The 17,821-nt window shown below is 49.4% G+C and carries 16 protein-coding genes; 8 read left to right on the top strand and 8 right to left on the bottom strand.

Features of this window, described 5'->3' with window-relative positions:
* Positions 1-294 precede the first annotated feature (294 nt).
* From H6F76_RS26950 to H6F76_RS26935, 4 genes are read right to left on the bottom strand one after another with little or no spacing between them, the layout of a single operon-like run.
* Positions 295-1,011, bottom strand: a complete 717-nt coding sequence (locus H6F76_RS26950) for a hypothetical protein (RefSeq protein ID WP_190512925.1) — start codon at positions 1,009-1,011, stop codon at positions 295-297.
* Positions 978-1,685, bottom strand: coding sequence for a hypothetical protein (locus H6F76_RS26945; RefSeq protein ID WP_190512922.1), 708 nt, complete (start codon positions 1,683-1,685; stop codon positions 978-980). Before H6F76_RS26945 ends, H6F76_RS26950 begins: the two co-directional genes overlap by 34 nt.
* A gap of 35 nt (positions 1,686-1,720) precedes the next feature.
* Positions 1,721-2,038, bottom strand: a complete 318-nt coding sequence (locus tag H6F76_RS26940) for a helix-turn-helix domain-containing protein (protein ID WP_190512920.1) — start codon at positions 2,036-2,038, stop codon at positions 1,721-1,723.
* Positions 2,035-2,325 carry a hypothetical protein gene (locus tag H6F76_RS26935; RefSeq protein WP_190512919.1) on the bottom strand — a complete coding sequence of 97 codons (291 nt, stop codon included), beginning with the start codon at positions 2,323-2,325 and terminating at the stop codon, positions 2,035-2,037. Before H6F76_RS26935 ends, H6F76_RS26940 begins: the two co-directional genes overlap by 4 nt.
* A gap of 107 nt (positions 2,326-2,432) precedes the next feature.
* Between H6F76_RS26935 and H6F76_RS26930 the strand changes: the two genes are divergently transcribed.
* From H6F76_RS26930 to H6F76_RS26895, 8 genes are all read left to right on the top strand, one after another.
* Positions 2,433-2,699: a helix-turn-helix domain-containing protein gene (locus tag H6F76_RS26930; RefSeq protein WP_190449875.1), complete on the top strand. Its 267-nt coding sequence runs from the start codon at positions 2,433-2,435 to the stop codon at positions 2,697-2,699.
* A gap of 506 nt (positions 2,700-3,205) precedes the next feature.
* Complete coding sequence (locus tag H6F76_RS26925; protein ID WP_190512917.1) at positions 3,206-4,192, top strand: hypothetical protein; 987 nt, start codon at positions 3,206-3,208, stop codon at positions 4,190-4,192.
* A complete protein-coding gene (locus H6F76_RS26920; protein WP_190512915.1) occupies positions 4,177-5,085 on the top strand; it encodes a MoxR family ATPase in 909 nt (302 codons plus the stop codon). The genes H6F76_RS26925 and H6F76_RS26920 overlap by 16 nt, the downstream gene beginning before the upstream one ends.
* Positions 5,078-6,457 carry a hypothetical protein gene (locus H6F76_RS26915; RefSeq protein ID WP_190512913.1) on the top strand — a complete coding sequence of 460 codons (1,380 nt, stop codon included), beginning with the start codon at positions 5,078-5,080 and terminating at the stop codon, positions 6,455-6,457. The genes H6F76_RS26920 and H6F76_RS26915 overlap by 8 nt, the downstream gene beginning before the upstream one ends.
* The gene (locus tag H6F76_RS26910; protein WP_190512911.1) at positions 6,454-8,169 is read left to right on the top strand and encodes a WD40 repeat domain-containing protein; all 1,716 of its coding nucleotides are present in this window, start codon (positions 6,454-6,456) and stop codon (positions 8,167-8,169) included. The genes H6F76_RS26915 and H6F76_RS26910 overlap by 4 nt, the downstream gene beginning before the upstream one ends.
* Positions 8,170-8,250: 81 nt before the next feature.
* Positions 8,251-8,397: a toll/interleukin-1 receptor domain-containing protein gene (locus H6F76_RS26905; RefSeq protein ID WP_190512909.1), complete on the top strand. Its 147-nt coding sequence runs from the start codon at positions 8,251-8,253 to the stop codon at positions 8,395-8,397.
* 135 nt (positions 8,398-8,532) lie between these two features.
* A complete protein-coding gene (locus H6F76_RS26900; protein ID WP_190512908.1) occupies positions 8,533-8,907 on the top strand; it encodes a hypothetical protein in 375 nt (124 codons plus the stop codon).
* A 9-nt stretch (positions 8,908-8,916) separates the two neighbouring features.
* Complete coding sequence (locus H6F76_RS26895) at positions 8,917-10,416, top strand: caspase family protein (RefSeq protein WP_190512906.1); 1,500 nt, start codon at positions 8,917-8,919, stop codon at positions 10,414-10,416.
* 39 nt (positions 10,417-10,455) lie between these two features.
* Here the strand turns inward: H6F76_RS26895 and H6F76_RS26890 are convergent, their stop codons facing one another.
* From H6F76_RS26890 to H6F76_RS26875, 4 genes are all read right to left on the bottom strand, one after another.
* The gene (locus H6F76_RS26890) at positions 10,456-13,623 is read right to left on the bottom strand and encodes an SNF2-related protein (RefSeq protein WP_190512904.1); all 3,168 of its coding nucleotides are present in this window, start codon (positions 13,621-13,623) and stop codon (positions 10,456-10,458) included.
* A gap of 58 nt (positions 13,624-13,681) precedes the next feature.
* Positions 13,682-14,038, bottom strand: coding sequence for a hypothetical protein (locus tag H6F76_RS26885; RefSeq protein WP_190512901.1), 357 nt, complete (start codon positions 14,036-14,038; stop codon positions 13,682-13,684).
* Between the two features lie 114 nt (positions 14,039-14,152).
* Positions 14,153-14,770: a hypothetical protein gene (locus H6F76_RS26880; RefSeq protein ID WP_190512899.1), complete on the bottom strand. Its 618-nt coding sequence runs from the start codon at positions 14,768-14,770 to the stop codon at positions 14,153-14,155.
* Positions 14,771-14,810: 40 nt separating this feature from the next.
* The gene (locus tag H6F76_RS26875; protein WP_190512897.1) at positions 14,811-17,672 is read right to left on the bottom strand and encodes a DUF1156 domain-containing protein; all 2,862 of its coding nucleotides are present in this window, start codon (positions 17,670-17,672) and stop codon (positions 14,811-14,813) included.
* Positions 17,673-17,821: the final 149 nt, after the last annotated feature.

Genomic DNA, 17,821 nt, shown 5'->3' with positions numbered 1-17,821 from the left:
TTACCATTGTGGATACGTCCGTTCTTGACCGTTTTGACGGACGCACAAAGGGGGCAGGCAGGCATAGGAGGAGAACAACTCTACTTCTCTATCATTACATCTTGAGCACTACCCTATTTCTTATAAAGCCTTCCTTGAACTATTGGCAATATTACGTTTTAACTTACAGACTGGTGACTATTTTTGGTTCAGCTTAATTAGGTTTACAAACTGATTCTCTGTTATTGCCTGTTCACCGTAATTGAGCCAAAATCATTTGAGATTAGCTACCGCTTTTAATGCCAACGAAAGAGTTCATTCAGCTTCCACTGGTGCATACAAGTCATGGGCAAGCTGCTCTAACGCTGACTTTGCCTGCTCAATCACAGCGTCAGGAAAGCCCTCCAGAAAAGTGATGATGCTGCTATCTGCCTCAACCACGAACGTGATCCCCTCACTTTCCACTTCCCACGGATAACCCCGGCTGGCTCTTACCCGGTAGGACTGCGGGACTTGCTCCAGATCTAAACGGCAGTCTGCCAGGGGGTGGACAATCAAACCCTCTGGATAACCCCGTGACCCCAACTCAGTGATTTGAAACGGGACGGGGGCAGCATAGACAACCTTGGGCGCACGCATCACTTCACCCTGTCGTGCTGCCTGGAGCCGCAACCCCAACGTAGTCATTTCTTTAGCAACCCAGCGGAGCGAGCGGGCGATCCGTGCCCAATAAGGGGACAGGTCGCCCTGATTGACTGTTGCTGCCCGTGCCTCCAGCAGTTGCGTGGTGGTTTGGATCGCGGTCTGCAAGAGGTTGCCCTGGAGATGGTCGGCTGCACCAGCCTGCGCCAGTTCTCGCATCACCTGCTTCACCAGTTCAGTGAGTGCTAGTTGCAGCACCAGATTGCTGTCATTGCTAGTCTCTGTGTTTTCGAGCAGCATACGCACCACTTGTTGCAGGATAAACTCATGTTCGGAGATCGCTTGTACCATCAGCTTCAAACCTGTACTTCGGAAATCGCGCAATGCCACTGGTCACTGCTCAAGATCGTGGTCCCGACCAGTAGCCCCAGCACTTTAGTGGATGTATTGTCTAAGGCGTTGGCTGCCACCACAAAGGGGATGAAGCGTGGTAGTTCACTGTCAATGACGCGCTTGATGTCATCGACCGTCTGCGCCGCCGTCGCTTTTGCCTCGCCCAAGTAGAGCGTCTGGTCTGTGGGGTGAGCGCAGACAGCATCCGGATAATCGGCAGTGGGTCTCGCTAAGAGCCGACTCTGGTAAAGGTACTGCATCACCAAACCCAAGCAGGCTTCACCGAGTGCCGCCGTGGCACTACGATTAGGGCAGATGGTTTTATGCTCTGTGCGGGCATAGAAGAGGGGTTGGTGCCCTGGGAGCAGGAACAGCCCGTACCGCTGGTAGGCAAGCCACTGCGCCATTTCTTCCAGCGGGTAAAAGGCAGACTGTTCTGAATAGCGCCGCACCAAGGCACGGATGGTATTGGGATGCACTGACCAGGAGGGGAGGGGCGCATAGGGAGCCGCTAGTTGCTCCAGCCGTGTCAGCAGTTCGGGTTTCATGGCAGACCGACTGTAGGCAGCCTGGGCGAGCGCACCGGTGATGCGGTCAATGTGGAGACAACGTTTTTCCAGGGAAATTTCAATCACAAAGCCACTGGGTTGAGTGCGGGGTTTCCTCACCATAAAACAGCCCTGCTGTACAAGGGAAATGGTTCCTATCACGGTGAGGGGACTTGACCATTGCGGGGGGGTGAGCAGATGTGAGCGACCAGTTCCAGGGGCACGCGCTCGTAGTGCTCCCAGATAAAATGCATCTCTGCCAGCTTGCGGCGGTACCTGACTTCAGCCACACGACGGTGCTTGCCGTGTGAGAACCAGCGGTCTACCGAGGCTTCACTCACGCCACAAATTTGAGCGATTTGCGTATGTGTGACGCCCCAGCGAGCGTAGAACGCATGCGGGGTCATGCTGAACTGACAGCCACAGTAAAAGTGCAGCAGAGCAAGTTCGCGTTTGCCTAAGGCTTGCGGGGTCATGCGGGTTGCTCCTGGGACAAAGGGTCAGCCGAGTCAAGCGTGAAACGTTGCAGGTCGTCTTCCCAGACCAGGTCTGAGTCAGTCCAAGCACGACTGGGTGACTGGGGATCAAGCCAGAGTGTGTAACGCCAGCCCCAACCCAGAAGGTGTGCCGCTGGTACGAACTGGAGTCCGATGATGATGCCGTAATCTTCGGTAGGTAGGGGGACAAAGCGGGCACGATCGCCAATCGAAAATTTCGGTTGACCAATCCCATGCGGGAATTTTTGGGGGAGAGTCGAGAACATCCTTCAGCACTTAGTTCAATCAGTACAAAGCAATTATACTCTTATAGTCTACATAAAGTCACTTATTTCATGTAGACTTGTTAGCTGCATTTCCCCACGATTGTCCCGTGGGAGACAAAAGCCAGTCAGATGTTAAACAGCGGTTTGGAAAGGCTATCAGGCGGCGACGCCGAGAGTTAGACCTTTCCCAAGAGGAGCTTGCCGAACGTGCCGAGCTTCACAGAACTTACGTCTCAGATATTGAGAGGGGCGATCGCAACCCCTCTCTGGAAAACATTGAGAAGCTAGCAAAAGCCCTCACTATCAAGGTTTCTGACCTTTTTGTCCGCTACGGTGTTGAGGACGCGTCCAATGATCAGGCAGATTTGGGATGACGTAGAAACAGCAGCGAACTATTTAGCATTTACCAACGTAAGGCAGCGATCGCAGTGAGGCTTAAACGCTTGCGGTTGAAAGGATTTGACTGAAGCAGAAACTTACACTTAAATTAAAGCTATAACGGTAGAAAATACAGGTATGCGCTGAGTGTTTAGCTGACATCGCTCAATGTCGCAATTCGACCTATTGCAGCCCTAGCGTCAAACACTTCAAGAACAGCACAGCCTGTTAAGTCAGAAGTGGTTGGAACTGAGGCGAAATGCAGCGTTTGAGGCGAATGCGGCTGTGCGGTTTTAACTTAAGAAGCAGATGAACATTAGTTTAGGAACATAGGGCGCACTGCCCACTATTGTTGAATGGATCGGACAGCTTCTGAATGCTGAAGTTATTAGCTTAGAAAGAATGTCGCGGTTCGCAAACCTGGTATTAAGGCTTGCGTAGGAAATGCTGAGTTGGACAGAGACAAGGTGATTGTAGAAGTTAATTCTGTTAAGCTTCCTCAATGCAAGGACTTGATCCGTTACAAGCAAAACGAGAGGCATTACAAGAACAGTTCAGCCTGCTCAGCGAGAAGCGGTTGGAATTGGGGCGAAGCTCCGCCATTGCGGCTGACCCCAGTATGCAATTTCAACTGAAAAAGCAAATTGAGCAGGTTGATGTAGAACTGGAGTCATTAGAGCAACGGCTGGTTCAAATGGACAGGCTGTCGCAGGATGGACGACTCTACCAGGCGCTTCTGAAACTGGGATACCGCAAGCAAGTTCAAATTTTTCGCAAGTTTGTCCAAAGTCACCCAATCGCCGCTTTTCTGATTCATGGCGCTTCTGATTGCGGGCAACGGTGGTTGCTCAACCGCCTTGTAGTCCAGCACACGCGAGACAGTATCACAGGTAAGGTCGTTAAGCTGAATCTGAACCGCATTGCACGACGAAGTGACGTTGCTGCCCTGTGGCGAGAACTAGCTGGGCGTGTTGGGCTGGGTCGGCAAGGCAAGATCGCAGACATTGTTGATCGCGTCTATCAATGGTGGCAGACGCAAAATGTCTTGCTGATCCTCTATGAAATTGATTTTTTGCCGGAAGCCTTTCTGATCGAATTGCTGCAAGACTTCTGGATGCCACTGACCGCCCGAGCCTGGTCCGAGGGCGAACCAGAGAGCGCTTACAGGCTTTTGATGTTTCTAGTGGACTATGACGGCTGTGTCGGTAACTGGAAGGTTCCCTTTGCTGAGCAACTTGATGCCTCATGGCAACCTGTGATTCCTGTGAAGCTGCCGGTAATTGGTGAGTTTACGGAGAACGAATTGCTGAGCTGGTTAGAGTTTTCAGCCGATGATTTACCAATTAATCTGTTAGACGAACCTGACGAAACGGTGCAAGATATTTTGGAGAACAGCGATTACGGCATTCCAGAACCCACGTTAGACGAAATTTGTCGGCAGGCAGGTTCTGATTGGTATGAGAACGAGGAAAAATGGTTGAAACTGTAAGCGCATCCCTGGAATACGTGGGAACGGTTCAGCCCAAAGCCACTGACGGGTTGCCCTATCTGCCCAGCCGAGAATTGGTCGAGGCGGTGAATCTGGCGATTTATTTAGAGCGTCCGCTGCTGCTCAAGGGTGAACCTGGTTGCGGCAAGACTCAACTGGCTTCTGCGGTTGCCGATGAATTGGGGTTGCCACTAGAAAGTTGGTACGTTAAATCGACCAGTCGAGCACGGGATGGTCTGTATACCTATGATGCGGTGGGACGTTTACGGGATGCTCAACTGGCAGGTTCGGGTCGCCTCAACGAGGAACAGATCCGGAAGGCAGATGATCCCACCACTTATGTTCGCTGGGGACCATTAGGTCGTGCGTTTTTGAATGAGCAGCGAACCGTGCTGCTGATCGATGAAATTGACAAAGCAGATATTGATTTCCCCAATGACCTGCTGCTGGAACTCGATAAACAACAGTTTTTGGTGGAAGAAACGGGGGAAACGATTTGTGCGAAGGTGCCGCCGATCGTCTTTATCACTAGCAACGACGAGAAAGACTTACCGGATGCCTTTTTACGCCGTTGTCTATTTCATTTCGTTGAATTTCCAGACCATGATCGCCTCATTCAAATCATCCATTCGCGCTTTCCCTCAACGCCCGAAACTCTAGTCCATCAAGCCGTGGCTCGCTTTCTCCAACTGCGGGAAGATATGAAGCGAGATAAGGGTGAGTCGGGCAAGAAAGTGAGTACCAGTGAATTGATTGATTGGTTTCAGGTGTTGCGTCGCTATCCGCAAGAAGAGGCGTTGGGGCATCTAGGCGGGCAACTGCCCTTTGCGGGTGTGTTGCTGAAGAGTTGGGAAGACCACATCCGCTATTTGAGGTTGGGCAAACGTGGATGAGTTGCCACTGCTAGAGCTATTTACCCGCCTGCGTGAAGCTGGATTGCCGCTTGGCATTCCAGACTATGAGGCAGCGGTACATGCGTTACAGAAGGGTTACGGCTTACCCGATCGTGCGGCTCTTGCCCGGCTTTGTCAGACTTTATGGGTACGATCACCCGATGAGCAACGATTGTTTGACTACTACTTTGAACAATTGATTGAGAGTACCGCTAAACCACAGACAGAGAATGCTAAGGATGAGACAAAGATTACAAACAAATTCCAGAAACGTAAAAGAACGTTTATCGCTCTTTCAATTGGATTGTGCAGTCTGCTCATTGTGGGAATTGTATTTGTCGGATGGAACAACTCACGACCCAAAGAAGTAAAGGTCGCTCCTTCACCCTCATCAGCCCCTATTACGCCTCAAACGGCTCAGCAACAACCTAGAACGTCACAGCAACAGTTTCCTAATGGATTCGTCTGGCTACTGTTATTGCTCTTGGCTTTGACTGCTGGAGCATTCTGGCTCTTTAGACTTTGGATGCTCCGCCGCCGTAAAAATAAAACACAGCCTTCTGAGTCAGCAACGCCTGATACCAGTGCCAAAGTTGCTTCTAAGTTGCTGCGTGAAACTCATGATGCAGTGCAGGTTGCTCAAGCGGTACAGCAAATCACAACCAAGCATACTGATCGCTCTCGCGATCGCTTCATCCTTTCAAGCGATTATCTGCCTGTCACTCAACGACAAATGAAGCAAAGTTGGCGGCATCTGCGCCGCATGGTAAGAGAAGGCGTTGTAACAGAATTGGACGTGGAAGGGACGGTACAGCGGATTGCCAGAGAAGGAATGCTATTAAATCCTGTGCTAATATCTCGGCGCACCAATCACACAGAATTAATTCTGCTGATTGATCAGGATGGTTCGATGGTGCCGTTTCATTCGCTATCAGCCCGTCTAGTGGAAACTGCCTTGCGGGGAGGACGATTAAGTAAAGCCGGAGCGTACTACTTCCATAACTGCCCTGTTGACTACCTTTACAACGACCCGATGCATCAAGAGGCGGAACCTATTAAGAACGTGCTGAGAGGGTTTCATCGCGATCGCACCGCCGTATTAATTTTTAGTGATGCAGGCGCGTCGCGGGGTGGATTAAACCTTGAGCGGGCGGGTTTGACCATTACGTTTTTGCAACAGCTTAAACAACATGTGCGGTATGTGGCATGGCTGAACCCGATGCCGAAGTCTCGATGGAGTACCAGCACTGCCAGAGAAATTGCCCTGCATGTACCCATGTTTGAGGCAACTCGACAGGGGTTGGATGAGGCGATCAATGCCTTGCGTGGTCGTCACCATTCATTAGCCGCACTGCTGGGAGGGCAAAAATGACCAGCACACGATGGTCCTCCGCCAATGCTACGACGCGATCAACAACCCGACGTATTGAAGCCTTTCGTCAACGCTTTGGTGAGGGGCACTTCTGTCTAGCTTGTCATGCTGCTCTACCTCTCGCACTCACTCCCGACCTACTGTATTCGCTCTGGGCAAACTTTCAGCGAGATACTCACGGTGAGGCGATCGAGATTCCTTGGATTGCGGTCGCTGACTTAATGCTGTCTAACCTCTGCCAAGAAGTTGGAAATGAACTTTATGAAATGGATGGGGTAATTCGCAACGAATTATTAACTCAATTACAGAGTGATTCTCGTTTTGGTTTAGAACGCGTTCAAGAATTGGCTGATTTTGTCATAGTGTATGTCGAGCAGCAATTAGACAACTCAGATTTAGATGCACAGGATTTAGCAACAAGTCAGCAGTGGAGAGCATTAGCCTACAAAAATCCATCAGAAGCAGCCCACCAGATTGCAGCGTTACTCACTCTAATACCGTTAAGTGATAAAGCTGAGTGGCTTCGCATGACTGCCCTGCTGAAGACTTCAGAGAAACCACTAGAAGCGTTTCAAAGCTTATTAGCTTATGCCCAAGCAATGACTGATTGGATACGGGGCAATTTAGAAGCCGCGACTGTCCAAATGGCTAAAGCAGTTGATACCAATAATCAAGTGCGAGTTGAGGGCATTAATTTACCGATTCCAAACGGAATTTATAGGAAGCTGTCAAAGAATATTGAGCAAAATAGTCTAATCAGACTGCCTTTAACCACAATTGCATCGATCGTTGCAATCTCTGGGGGTACGCTCATTTTGTTGTCCATCCTGTTTAGATTGCAGCCCACACTGCAATCTCTAAACTCTCAACCAACTTCGGTTTCTTCTTCGCCTCCTACGTCACCGTCAGTAAATCAAGACACACAAACTCTTCAAGAAACGCTTAACAAAATACGAACTTCTCGACCGGGAGAACCTATATCAGTGAGTCCTAACAGGCAGTACATTGCATCTGGAGGTAGAGATGGTATACTTCGCCTCTGGGATATTAACGGTCGATTACTGAGAAGTAGGACCGGGTCTGGGTCTGCCATCACGAGTCTAAGTTTCAGCCCCGACGGTAAGTCTTTGGCATCAGCTAGCATTGACGCAACCATTAGGATATGGAGTGTGGAGGAAACTAGTAGGGTATTGGTAGTGATGACAGGGCATACAAATGCTGTCACTAGTGTGAGTTTTAGCCCTGATGGCAAGACACTAGCATCCGGTAGCTATGACAACACGATTAAGTTGTGGCGTGCGGAAACTGGTGCATTGTTCAGAACAATAGTAGGGCATACAGATGCTGTCACTAGTGTGAGTTTCAGCCCTGATGGCAGGAGAATTGTCAGTAGTGGTGATGACGGCACCATCCATTTGTGGGATGCCTCAACTGGAAAGCTTATTGTTACTTTCAGAGGACATCAGGGTGGTGTCACTAGTGTGAGTTTCAGCCCCGATGGTAGGACAATTATCAGTAGTGGTGATGACGGCACCATCCATTTGTGGGATGCCTCAACTGGAAAGCTTATTGTTACTTTCAGAGGACATCAGGGTGGTGTCACTAGTGCAAGTTTCAGCCCCGATGGTAGGACAATTATCAGTAGTGGTGATGACAATACTGTCAAGTATTGGAGCTTGGATGGAAAACCTCTTGAGCGTGTTAGCAAATAGCCAAAGCTCGACAGATTCTGAGATTAGCAGTCAGTAAACAAGACTTAAACGCTTGACCTTATACCTCAACAAACATTAGTTATGAAAGACTTCTTCATTAGCTATACAGCCAGCGATCGCACCTGGGCCGAGTGGATTGACCGGGTTTTAGAAGAAGCAGGCTACTCAGTCGTCATTCAGGCGCGGTTCTTTTGTGTAGGTGGCAACTTTGTGCTGGATATGCAGTGAGCCACTGTTGAGGCAACACGGACGATCACGGCACTCTCGTCTTTTTAGTCTTTCTTGCTTTTAACGGATGTAGAGTTTTTAGCTGTTATAAAGAGGAATAAATACTTCAGATCTTTCCTCAACCATAGGATTTTCATGACAGACACCTCAAACGTTAAGCTGACGATCGCCTTCAACGATCCTGACCTCGACGCAGAAGAACGGGAAGAGCAGGCGCAACGGTTCATGGCTGAATTGCAGCAGATGGATGAAGTAGAGGTCGATCGGGTTCTCGATCCGAACCCACCGGAAGGGAACAAAGCAGTGGGCGCAATTTTGGTAGGACTGCTGACGGCTCAGGTGAATAAAGAGAATGCCCAAAAGGTGATGGGATTTCTGGGCGATCGCTTGGGCAATAAAACGATCGAACTGGAAGTCGAAGCAAACGGCAAGAAGCTCAAGGTAAAAGCTAGCAGTCGAGAAGAATTGGAAGCGGCGATCGCAGCAGCACAGAAATTTGCAGCAACATAGGGCACTGAAATGGTAAAGGTCGCGTTGCTGGTTGGTGTCAGCGAGTACGAACCCGGACTAAATCCCTTACCTGGAGCGGTGAAGGATGTGGATGCTATGCAACGAGTCTTGGCAGATCCAGAACTGGGAGGTTTTGCCGAGGCAGACATCACAGTACTGAAAAACCCACAGCGGCAGGAGATGGAGGACGAGATCTATCGGCTCTTCAGCGATCGTAAAAAGGATGATCTGCTGTTGTTTTACTTTTCTGGTCATGGCATTAAAGATGAGAATGGCAGGCTTTACCTGGCGACCCGTGTAACCCGCAAGGACACTAACGGCAGATTGGTCAAACCATCAGCCGTAGCCACTGCGTCTCTGCATGAGAATATCAACGAAAGTCGATCACAGCGACAGGTGATCATTCTGGATTGCTGCTTTAGTGGCGCGATCGCGCAAGGGATGACGGTCAAGAATGATGGCACCGTCAACTTGAAAGAGTATCTAGGCGGCAAGGGGCGGGCAATTCTGACCTCTTCCACCTCTACCGAGTATTCGTTTGGCGCAGCAACAGGGCATGATGACGCAGGGTTATCAATTTACACCCGTCATTTAGTCGAAGGGATGGAGACAGGAGCCGCCGACGTGGATGGCGATGGTTGGATTGCGGTGGAAGAACTGCATGAGTATGCTGCTAGCCGGGTCAAGGAAGCAGCACCTGCAATGACCCCCAAGTTTTACCCGGTGGAGGAGGGGTATAAAATTGTCCTGTCGCGATCGCGGCAGGATGACCCGAAGCTAAAGTATCGCAAGGAAGTGCAAACGTCTGCGGAAGCAGGACAAGGCAAACTCTTATTTTTTGCTCAGAAGGTACTGGAAGGTAAACGTGCTGAGTGGAACATTTCGGTTGAGGAAGCCCAAGCAATTGAAGACGCAGTATTGGAGCCATATCGCCAATGTGAGCGCAAGCTATACGAGTACGAACAGGCGTTAACTGAAGCAGTGCAAATTGAGTACCCTTTTAGCGTTGCGAATGAAACGGCATTAAGCAAATACCAACAGCAATTAGGGTTGCGAGATGCAGACATTGCAGCCATTGCAGCGCGAGTGCTAGCACCCTTAAGAGTTGAGGATGAACAGGACGCTGAACCGCAACGACAGGCAAAACCGATGCAGCCAGCACAGAAATTAAGCTTCCCAGGGAATGTCACTGAGCAACAAGTGTCAGTCCCTGTCCTGATTCCAGGAACACCTGAACCAGCAGTTCAACCGCCTCAAACCATCACAACTCAACCAGCCACTCCGAAATTAATGCCTGCTCAAAAACGCCGCTTAAAGCAACGTCAGCAAGCCCTGGAGGACGAACGAAACATTCGTAGTGAGAAACTAGGGCATCTACGGAAAAGCTTTGCGATCGAGACAGGCGAAGCCGTCAAGTTCCAGTTGCAGAAGCAAATTCAGGATGAGGAAGTCAAGCTAGCCGCTCTGGATGACGAACTGGATGCGATCGATCAGTCATTACAGAACTAATTTATCAACACAGCCATCCCTATGCCTTAATCCCTCCATTTACAAGGCAGTAGAAGTTGAGACTGCCAGCAGCAACGACTCAAAGAGCGGTTCGCCAAACGTCATGAACCGTAAGGAGGGCTGCTCATCAAAGACGGCTGGGCTAAACGTAATGCGGTAAACCTGCGATCGATGAGTCAACTTCCAGATGCCATTACCTTCCTGCTCAAAAGTGGCTCCAACAGCCTGCAAGAGTTTGGTGGTGGTAAAGAGCTGTTCTAAGTCCTCTGCTGAAACGGGTGCAGGGGCGATCGGCTTACGCAGTTCAGCCAAGTCTGATTCCACATCCATTGCCACCATCTCATCCAGGGCAGGACGGAGGGGTGGTGTCTCTAAAGCCTGGTCAAATTCAGAAAGCAGGACATTTTCCTCTTCTGGATCAGCACTCATCACGGCTCGTTCAATGAAAGTCGGCACTTTTGCCAGGATGGGTTGAAGATTACCGACCACAGTAGCGAAGGCATTGATGCGATCGCGCAGTTTCTTGTAGACCTTTGCCTCGACCGTGCCGTCGTAGTAGAAATTGTGAATTCTCACGGTGGAGTAGCGTTGCCCAATCCGGTCAATCCGTCCAATCCGTTGCTCGACGCGCATCGGGTTCCAGGGCAGATCGTAGTTGAACAGGACGCCACAGATTTGCAGGTTCAAGCCTTCGCTAGCGGACTCGGTGCAGAGAAGAAGTTTAAGCTCACCCTCGCGGAAGCGGCTCTTGATGTCTTCCTTGGGCACCGTACACCACTCCCCGCCCCGGTACAGTTCGCCGCCCCGACCGGAGTAGCAGGCAACCAGGCTACCAAAGCTGGCACTAAGGAAATCCCGCAAATAGTCCATTGTGTCGGTGTATTGGGTGAAGACGATCGCGCTTTCCCGCTCGTTCAACTCTTGGCGCAGTGTGCTAATGAACTGGGCACACTTGGTATCTTCCCCCGTGTTGTCGAACTGCCAGAGCAAGTCTTCAAGGTACTGAATCTCCTTTGGATCAATGGGTTCCAGGTAAGACTCCAGCCCCTCGATCACCACATCCTCCGCGTCATCCAGTTCCGCCAGGTCATCAGCAGTAAGTCCATTGCCGTGTTGGGTGAGCAGTGCGTCTAAACGGCGTTGTAAGGATTGTTGCACTGCATAGAAGGAACTGGTCAGGCGCTTGCGGTAGAGCGTCATCAGGAAGCCTAAAGCTTTGCGGTTTTCCTTTTGTGCCAGTCGGTAGAAGTGCCGCACGTAGTCACTGACCGCACGATAGAGCGCCGCTTCTCTGAGTGCTTCCAGGACGATCGCATTGTCCTGTACTTGCCGCGTTGGGATGTCGTGCGCCAACAAGCCGCGCCGATAATACTGCCGCAGCGTATCGCGAGTGTGGCGGAACATCCGGTCTTTGAGTGGTGTATTGACCGTCAGGTATTGGCGAGAAGCCGCGATAAACGCCTCATCTTCCAACAGTGGGCGGGAATTAACAATCTTATCCCCTCGGTGCCAGAGGTCTCGCAGTTTGTAGGTGAGGAGACGGTCTTGCAGCTCCAAATGCTGTTGCAGACGCGGGCAGGCTTGACCACCAAGCTTGAAATAGTCAGTTGACATCTGCTGCCAAAAGTCCAGGCTGAAGCGGTCTGGTTTCGCTGCCAGGGTCGCGAAGTAGGCACAAAAATTGTCGCCATACTGCCAGTGCCCCTCTAGTCCCAGCAAGCTGAGTAAGTCGAAGACCTCGATCGTATCGATCTGCATGGGTGTGGCAGACAACAGCAACAGCGCGGTGGTCTTTGCTCGTAGTTGCCGCATGAGTTCCAGCAGGCGATTCGGAGTATCCTTCCGCTCCTGAGGACTCTTGCGACGGGCATGGTGCGCTTCATCGAGCACAACTAAATCCCAGGGTTCTGCCTCCAGCAATTCCTGCATTCGCTCCTTGCGGCGGACGAGATGGCTAGAGGCAAGCATCAGATTTTGAGTATTCCAGGGATTGGCAGCCAGGGGAACGGTTTGCTTGTAGGGATCGCGGAGTTCGCCCTGAAGGTAGCTCCAGAAGTGCAAATTGAATTTCTCGCGCAGTTCTTCCTGCCACTGGGGCTGGACGCTTGCGGGAGCCAAAATTAGAACGCGCTTGACCTTCTTAGACAGAATCAAGTAGCGCAGCACTAAACCTGTCTCGATCGTCTTGCCCAGACCGACCTCGTCAGCAATTAGGTAGCTACGGGGAAACTCTTGAGCAACACGGTGCAGAATTTTGAGTTGGTGTGCCCAGGGCTGAAGGGGAATCGACTTAACCGTAAAGTCCAGGCAACCTGGGTCTTGATGCAGATTGGCAAGTTTAACGAAGGCAGGATACTCGCGTTCCCAGTCCGCTTGAGTGTAAGTCGGTGTTTGTCGTTCTGGCTCAAGTGTTGCTTCTGGTGCTGCGTCCGGTAGGGGTTCATCGTTCGGTAGGGGACGAGTATCAAACTCCGCTTGCTGGTTCCATCTGGGTTGTGTTGAGGGCGCGTAGCGTAAGAGTTTCTTACGAACTGCTTCTGGCACTTCAAAGACGCGCACGTTCGGCATCTGGTCAGCCCAGAGTTTGTTGAAGCGATCGCCTTCCAACTGCACCCGCTCTAAATCCCGTCCACCATCCCAGGAAAAATAGACGTGAAAAGATTCGAGGTTAGCTTCCCAGCCCCCGATCGACTCGTTATTGGAACCACTGAAGGCAAGCTGATCACCATTGGCATCGGTGATAATGCCAACCTTCTCATGAAAAATGCGGTGGTGGTCTAGTTGGCGCTCGCTCTCTTCTGGCAAGCCGTTAGTCTTGAGGGGCACGGCGATCCGAATATCCAGGTGTTGGTTCTGGATCAGCCAACTGAGGATCTCAAAGTGTTTGAGTTGGGCAAAGTTTTTGGGTGGTTGGAGATCGGTATCGAGCCGTTGAGCCAGTGCGTCTCGCAATTCATACCCTTGCTTGATCGCCTGTAAGTCTTCGGGGCTGAACTGGCAACCCATGATTAACCGCATTCGTCCCTGCTTTTGCAGCATTGCGCCCAGCCCACGCGCGACCTTGCTGAGAATCGTGCTGTTGAAGAAACCTGCTTTGCGATCGTACTGAATCGCTCGTTCTAACGCAGGAACATAGAAATCAGCAACAGGATTGTTTTCGTCGCTGGAGTAGTTGATTTTCCAGGAGCGATCGCGGAGCACTCTCATAGTTCCTGTGAAATGATACAAGTATTACCTGACTTCTCTAAGTACCTCCACTTTGGGTTTAGAAAAGCATTAGAGCACCACCAATCGTATAAAGCAGCTTGAGTAATAGATCTGCTGATGCACCTACTGAAGTCGCAAACTCGGCGATCGCCGCTGCAATTTCAGGAATGCTTGCACCTGAGTTAATGAGGACAATCAGTTTGTTGATAACTTGAGTTAAGACAGGATAATGGGAAATTAACGTGGCAATTGCGCCAATTGAAGCAGCACCTGTTTTGATTGCGATCAGGAGAGCGACAAAGGCATGCATTACTATAGGTCCCTGGCTCTGAATAAAATTCAAAAATTGTTCAATTGCTATCTGAAGTTGGCTTGTATCCATTGACGCTATCCCTGCTAACTTAACAATGTCCATTCATAGCTTTACCTAAGGTTCCCAACCTCTTGGTAAAGAGCGGCAAGCACCGTAAGAAGATTTGATGAAAAGCGCCGAACTTTGTTAAAAGGTAGAAGGAGCGTTGATTATTATTTATTTTGTAGGATTTTCGCCATCATCTTGAATGCTATCTTTAGAAGTCTGTCCTATGTATTCCAAATACTTTAGCCCAGTAGGCGTGATCCTAACTAGTTCTTTCAAATTGTGATGCTGGTCAGGTAAATTGCCAACACTAAAGTATCCTCCAGAAACACTCTCTATTAGTCCTAAATCTCGCAAGCGTCGCAACTCGTTTTGGAAAGTTTGACGTTTGTTCTTTTCTGTATAATCAAAATCCCCTTTTTTCGTGAAACGAATTAACTGTTTATGTTCATTAGCATCCAAAAAGTTTTTAGCAAGAAAACCAACGATTTCTTCAACTCTATTTTCAATTTCCCCTTGTTTTGCTTGAACTTCTTTAAGTTTAAGAGTTAAACCATCTTTACTAAATTGAAACTCAGCTAGTCTCTCAATTAAATTTGAGTTTAGGAGTAAGATTGCGGCAAAAATAGCCACTTCCGCTGTACCAAATCTATCTTTTTCAAAAGTCCCAAACAAAATAGCTAGTAGATAAGATATACCTAGGATTGTGAGTATAAGAGATAATATTGAGCTAGGTTTTATCTTGTATTTTTCGATTATTGCCTCAAAAGTTGTCCAGTTCGCCTTCATCTTGTTTTCTCCTTTTCTACATAGATACTATTCACCGAACCTATTCGACAGAAGTATCAAAATCTAAGCTTTGCTGTTCATCTCCTACATTTAGTTCGGGCTGAATGTAGACAACCTTTGCCTTGATCTCGTCCATTGCCAACCACAGGTCAGCAAGAGCTTTTTCTTCAGGGATGCGTTTGCGTTCGTCGCCGATGCGGGGGATGACTTTGAGGGCAACTTCCCACGATCGCATAAACAAATCGTTGCTCAGTAACCCGGTGGCTTTGAGGAAACGGCGGACGGGTTCGATCGTGCCTTCTTCCAAGTAAAGAGCGATGATGGCGTGTAGCCCATCTACCAGGTAACGGGCAGAAAATTCATTGGGAGTGACAGCAAACGCCCGTTTCTTGAAGCGTTGATCGGGAGATAGGAATTTGCAGGTGCCGCTTTTAATCTCCAGTAATTTATGGGTTTTGCCTAGCTCAGCGACGTTGAAGCCTCCGATCGCTAATGCTAACTGACGAGCATCATCGTAGGGAAATTCGCGGGCACGGAAGGCATCCCAGGCAAGCATGTACCAGGTAGTGAGAGGGTCGAATCCAGCAGTGTCGGTTTGGGCAAGTTTGCGGAAGCGGTAGTTGGCGATCGCTCTCCTGGCTTCGGCAAAGGCTTCTTCGGGGCGAACTGGGTTGCCGGAGGAGTCGAGGATTGGGTAGTTGCGGGAGAAGACGTTGAGGGCGGGACCAAAGGCACTCAGGTAGAGGTCGATTCCGGTGATGTCGTTGGCTTCAAACTCGGGGGCGCGTTGTTCGACGAGGTTGGCGACATCGGGGCGGAGGTCATCCCACCAGGCTTGTCCAGCTTTAGGGTCGCGTTTGCGGCAGACGAGGAGGACAGTGCTGGAGACGGAGTTTTTCTGTGCCTGGTGCAGGTTTTGCGGGTTTTCGGTGCTGACTGCCCAGGATGCAGTGATTTCAAACCCGGCATCAATGAGGGATTTGGCGAGAACATCCCATGCACCGGAGTCTTTGTGGTTGAACTGGACAGTCATCACGCCATCGTCGCGCAGGACTCGATAGTATTCAGCAAAGGCGAGAGCCATTTTTGCTTCGTAGTCCCTTCTAGCCAATACATCGGGAGATTCTCCCATTCCACGAAAGCGCCCAGGATTAGCGATTGCTTCATTATCCTTATCTGTTAATTCATTAAAGAATAAATCTGGAAGGATATCTAATAAGTTAGCTCTAAGCCATACATAGAAGAAATCTGAAATTTCACCATAGCGAATCGCATCATAGTAAGGTGGATCAGTCACTACAGTAAGTAATGATTTATCAGGTAGGTGATACAAACTATCAGCAGATGCAGCCTGAATTTGAACTGTTTTTTGCTCAATACCTAAAAGTCCTGGAATTGCTTGTGAATTAAAATTGCTGCTGAGCAAGTCGCATAAGCTTCGATACTCTGAAGCAAACGCATCTGCACACCATTTCCATAAGTCACCTGCTCCATTCACCTCTGGATAATTCCACATAAGGTTTAAAGCATGTTGAGCAGAGCCTCGTTTAGAGCCAGCTCTTGATGAATCCCAGTGTGCCAATCTACAGTTTGTATCAGCACATCGGTCAAACACTAATGATAAGTAGACTACTATTGCCTCTAATTTTTCTACAGAGTATTTTTCACGTAACCTCTCTTTAGCTTCATCAATGATTTCTCTATACGTCACAAGCGTTAAGAGTTGTCTTGGATTAAACAAATCCATCCATTTATAAACTCCATAAAGGTACATATCTGGACCTCTATGAGTATTTGATGGAATTTCTTGAGTAGGTATCAAATTGTTTAATTCCCACTCCCCTCTGTTTTTCGATAAAAAATTTTCTGCTTTCTTGATACCTTCGATGTCAATTTTCTCAGGTACTCGAAACTCTAAAGGATTTTTTCCTGTCCTGTATGAAACAGCATACAGTTGATGTCCTAAACCAGAGTTTTGAGCAAATGATTTAATGTATTCATCTTCAATAACTCCATTGCAATTAGGACATCTACCCACACCTCTACTAAGAGTCGCTAGGTTATCAGGCTCAAACTCCCCTTCGTCAGTTTGAATTGTGCTACTGCTACCTTTTCTACCTCGGATCAAGCCAAAATTTACTTGTTTCTCATCAGGACTAGGAATCGGTTTTACTGCATACCAGTTACTGGTGGCTACCCTCGCTTGACCTCTACCAACGTAGTTAGTAGTTCTGCTCAACCACCAATTAGGGTTTAAAGGAACTGTAGATTCACAATTTGGGCAGACAACTGTATGCACCCAGAAATAATTTTGAATGTCTTCTCCATATGAAGATGGAAAAAATAGGGCGAGCCGCTTCTCCGCCTCATCCCCCACCCACTTCACCCACTTATCAATTTCCACCTGAAGATCTGCCCCAAACTTCAGCGGATACTCGATCGCCGCCTTCATCGTCACCACTGCCACCGGGTTCAGATCCGAAGCCAGCACATTCAACCCATACCGCGCCGCCTCAAACGGAATGCTGCCCCCACCCGCAAAGGCATCCAACACCGTTGGCGTTTTCGTGCCCCATATCTGCTCACATAACTCCTGCACTCGCTTGATGCGCTCTGGCGAAGGAGTCGTTTTATACAGCTTCGTCGTCTTGTCCTGCAACCCGTCCTTTCCCCGCCGATTCAGCCCCAGCAGCCACTCAAACTCCTCCATCGTCACATCCGCAGGCAGCAGCGAACCCAACACACTTGCCCGACTAAACGACAACGGCTTACGCGAGTACCACCGATGCAAGCCTTTGAAAGGATTGCCGCCATGCTCGTAATACACCTGCTCGTTCAGCAGCGTCACAGGCATAATTTTCTCGATGAAGACGGACTTGCGATCGGGTTTAGGGTCAGGCATGGGGCAAGGACGCTGAAATAAAAAGCTCTCTGTCAGTTTGCCCTTTTTTGTAGGCAGTGTCCCGCCAGAGATGACTAGCAGCAATATTCGCCTTGTAGGAAATAAACTTCTGTATCCGTTTCCTGAAAAGTTAGTTCGCTTGTGTAGCC

Source organism: Leptolyngbya sp. FACHB-321, assembly GCF_014695975.1.
Classification (GTDB): domain Bacteria; phylum Cyanobacteriota; class Cyanobacteriia; order Leptolyngbyales; family Leptolyngbyaceae; genus Stenomitos.
The sequence above is the reverse complement of the archived record's forward strand: the minus strand, read 5'-3'. Positions and strand labels throughout refer to the sequence as shown.

What these genes read in the sequence shown, in the direction of transcription:
- H6F76_RS26910 (WP_190512911.1), top strand. Translation starts at nt 6,454, where the DNA reads ATGACCAGCACACGATGGTCCTCCGCCAATGCTACGACGCGATCAACA.
- H6F76_RS26875 (WP_190512897.1), bottom strand. Translation starts at nt 17,672, where the DNA reads ATGCCTGACCCTAAACCCGATCGCAAGTCCGTCTTCATCGAGAAAATT.
- H6F76_RS26905 (WP_190512909.1), top strand. Translation starts at nt 8,251, where the DNA reads ATGAAAGACTTCTTCATTAGCTATACAGCCAGCGATCGCACCTGGGCC.
- H6F76_RS26895 (WP_190512906.1), top strand. Translation starts at nt 8,917, where the DNA reads ATGGTAAAGGTCGCGTTGCTGGTTGGTGTCAGCGAGTACGAACCCGGA.
- H6F76_RS26945 (WP_190512922.1), bottom strand. Translation starts at nt 1,685, where the DNA reads ATGGTGAGGAAACCCCGCACTCAACCCAGTGGCTTTGTGATTGAAATT.
- H6F76_RS26940 (WP_190512920.1), bottom strand. Translation starts at nt 2,038, where the DNA reads ATGACCCCGCAAGCCTTAGGCAAACGCGAACTTGCTCTGCTGCACTTT.
- H6F76_RS26885 (WP_190512901.1), bottom strand. Translation starts at nt 14,038, where the DNA reads ATGGACATTGTTAAGTTAGCAGGGATAGCGTCAATGGATACAAGCCAA.
- H6F76_RS26880 (WP_190512899.1), bottom strand. Translation starts at nt 14,770, where the DNA reads ATGAAGGCGAACTGGACAACTTTTGAGGCAATAATCGAAAAATACAAG.
- H6F76_RS26890 (WP_190512904.1), bottom strand. Translation starts at nt 13,623, where the DNA reads ATGAGAGTGCTCCGCGATCGCTCCTGGAAAATCAACTACTCCAGCGAC.
- H6F76_RS26900 (WP_190512908.1), top strand. Translation starts at nt 8,533, where the DNA reads ATGACAGACACCTCAAACGTTAAGCTGACGATCGCCTTCAACGATCCT.
- H6F76_RS26920 (WP_190512915.1), top strand. Translation starts at nt 4,177, where the DNA reads ATGGTTGAAACTGTAAGCGCATCCCTGGAATACGTGGGAACGGTTCAG.
- H6F76_RS26935 (WP_190512919.1), bottom strand. Translation starts at nt 2,325, where the DNA reads ATGTTCTCGACTCTCCCCCAAAAATTCCCGCATGGGATTGGTCAACCG.
- H6F76_RS26925 (WP_190512917.1), top strand. Translation starts at nt 3,206, where the DNA reads ATGCAAGGACTTGATCCGTTACAAGCAAAACGAGAGGCATTACAAGAA.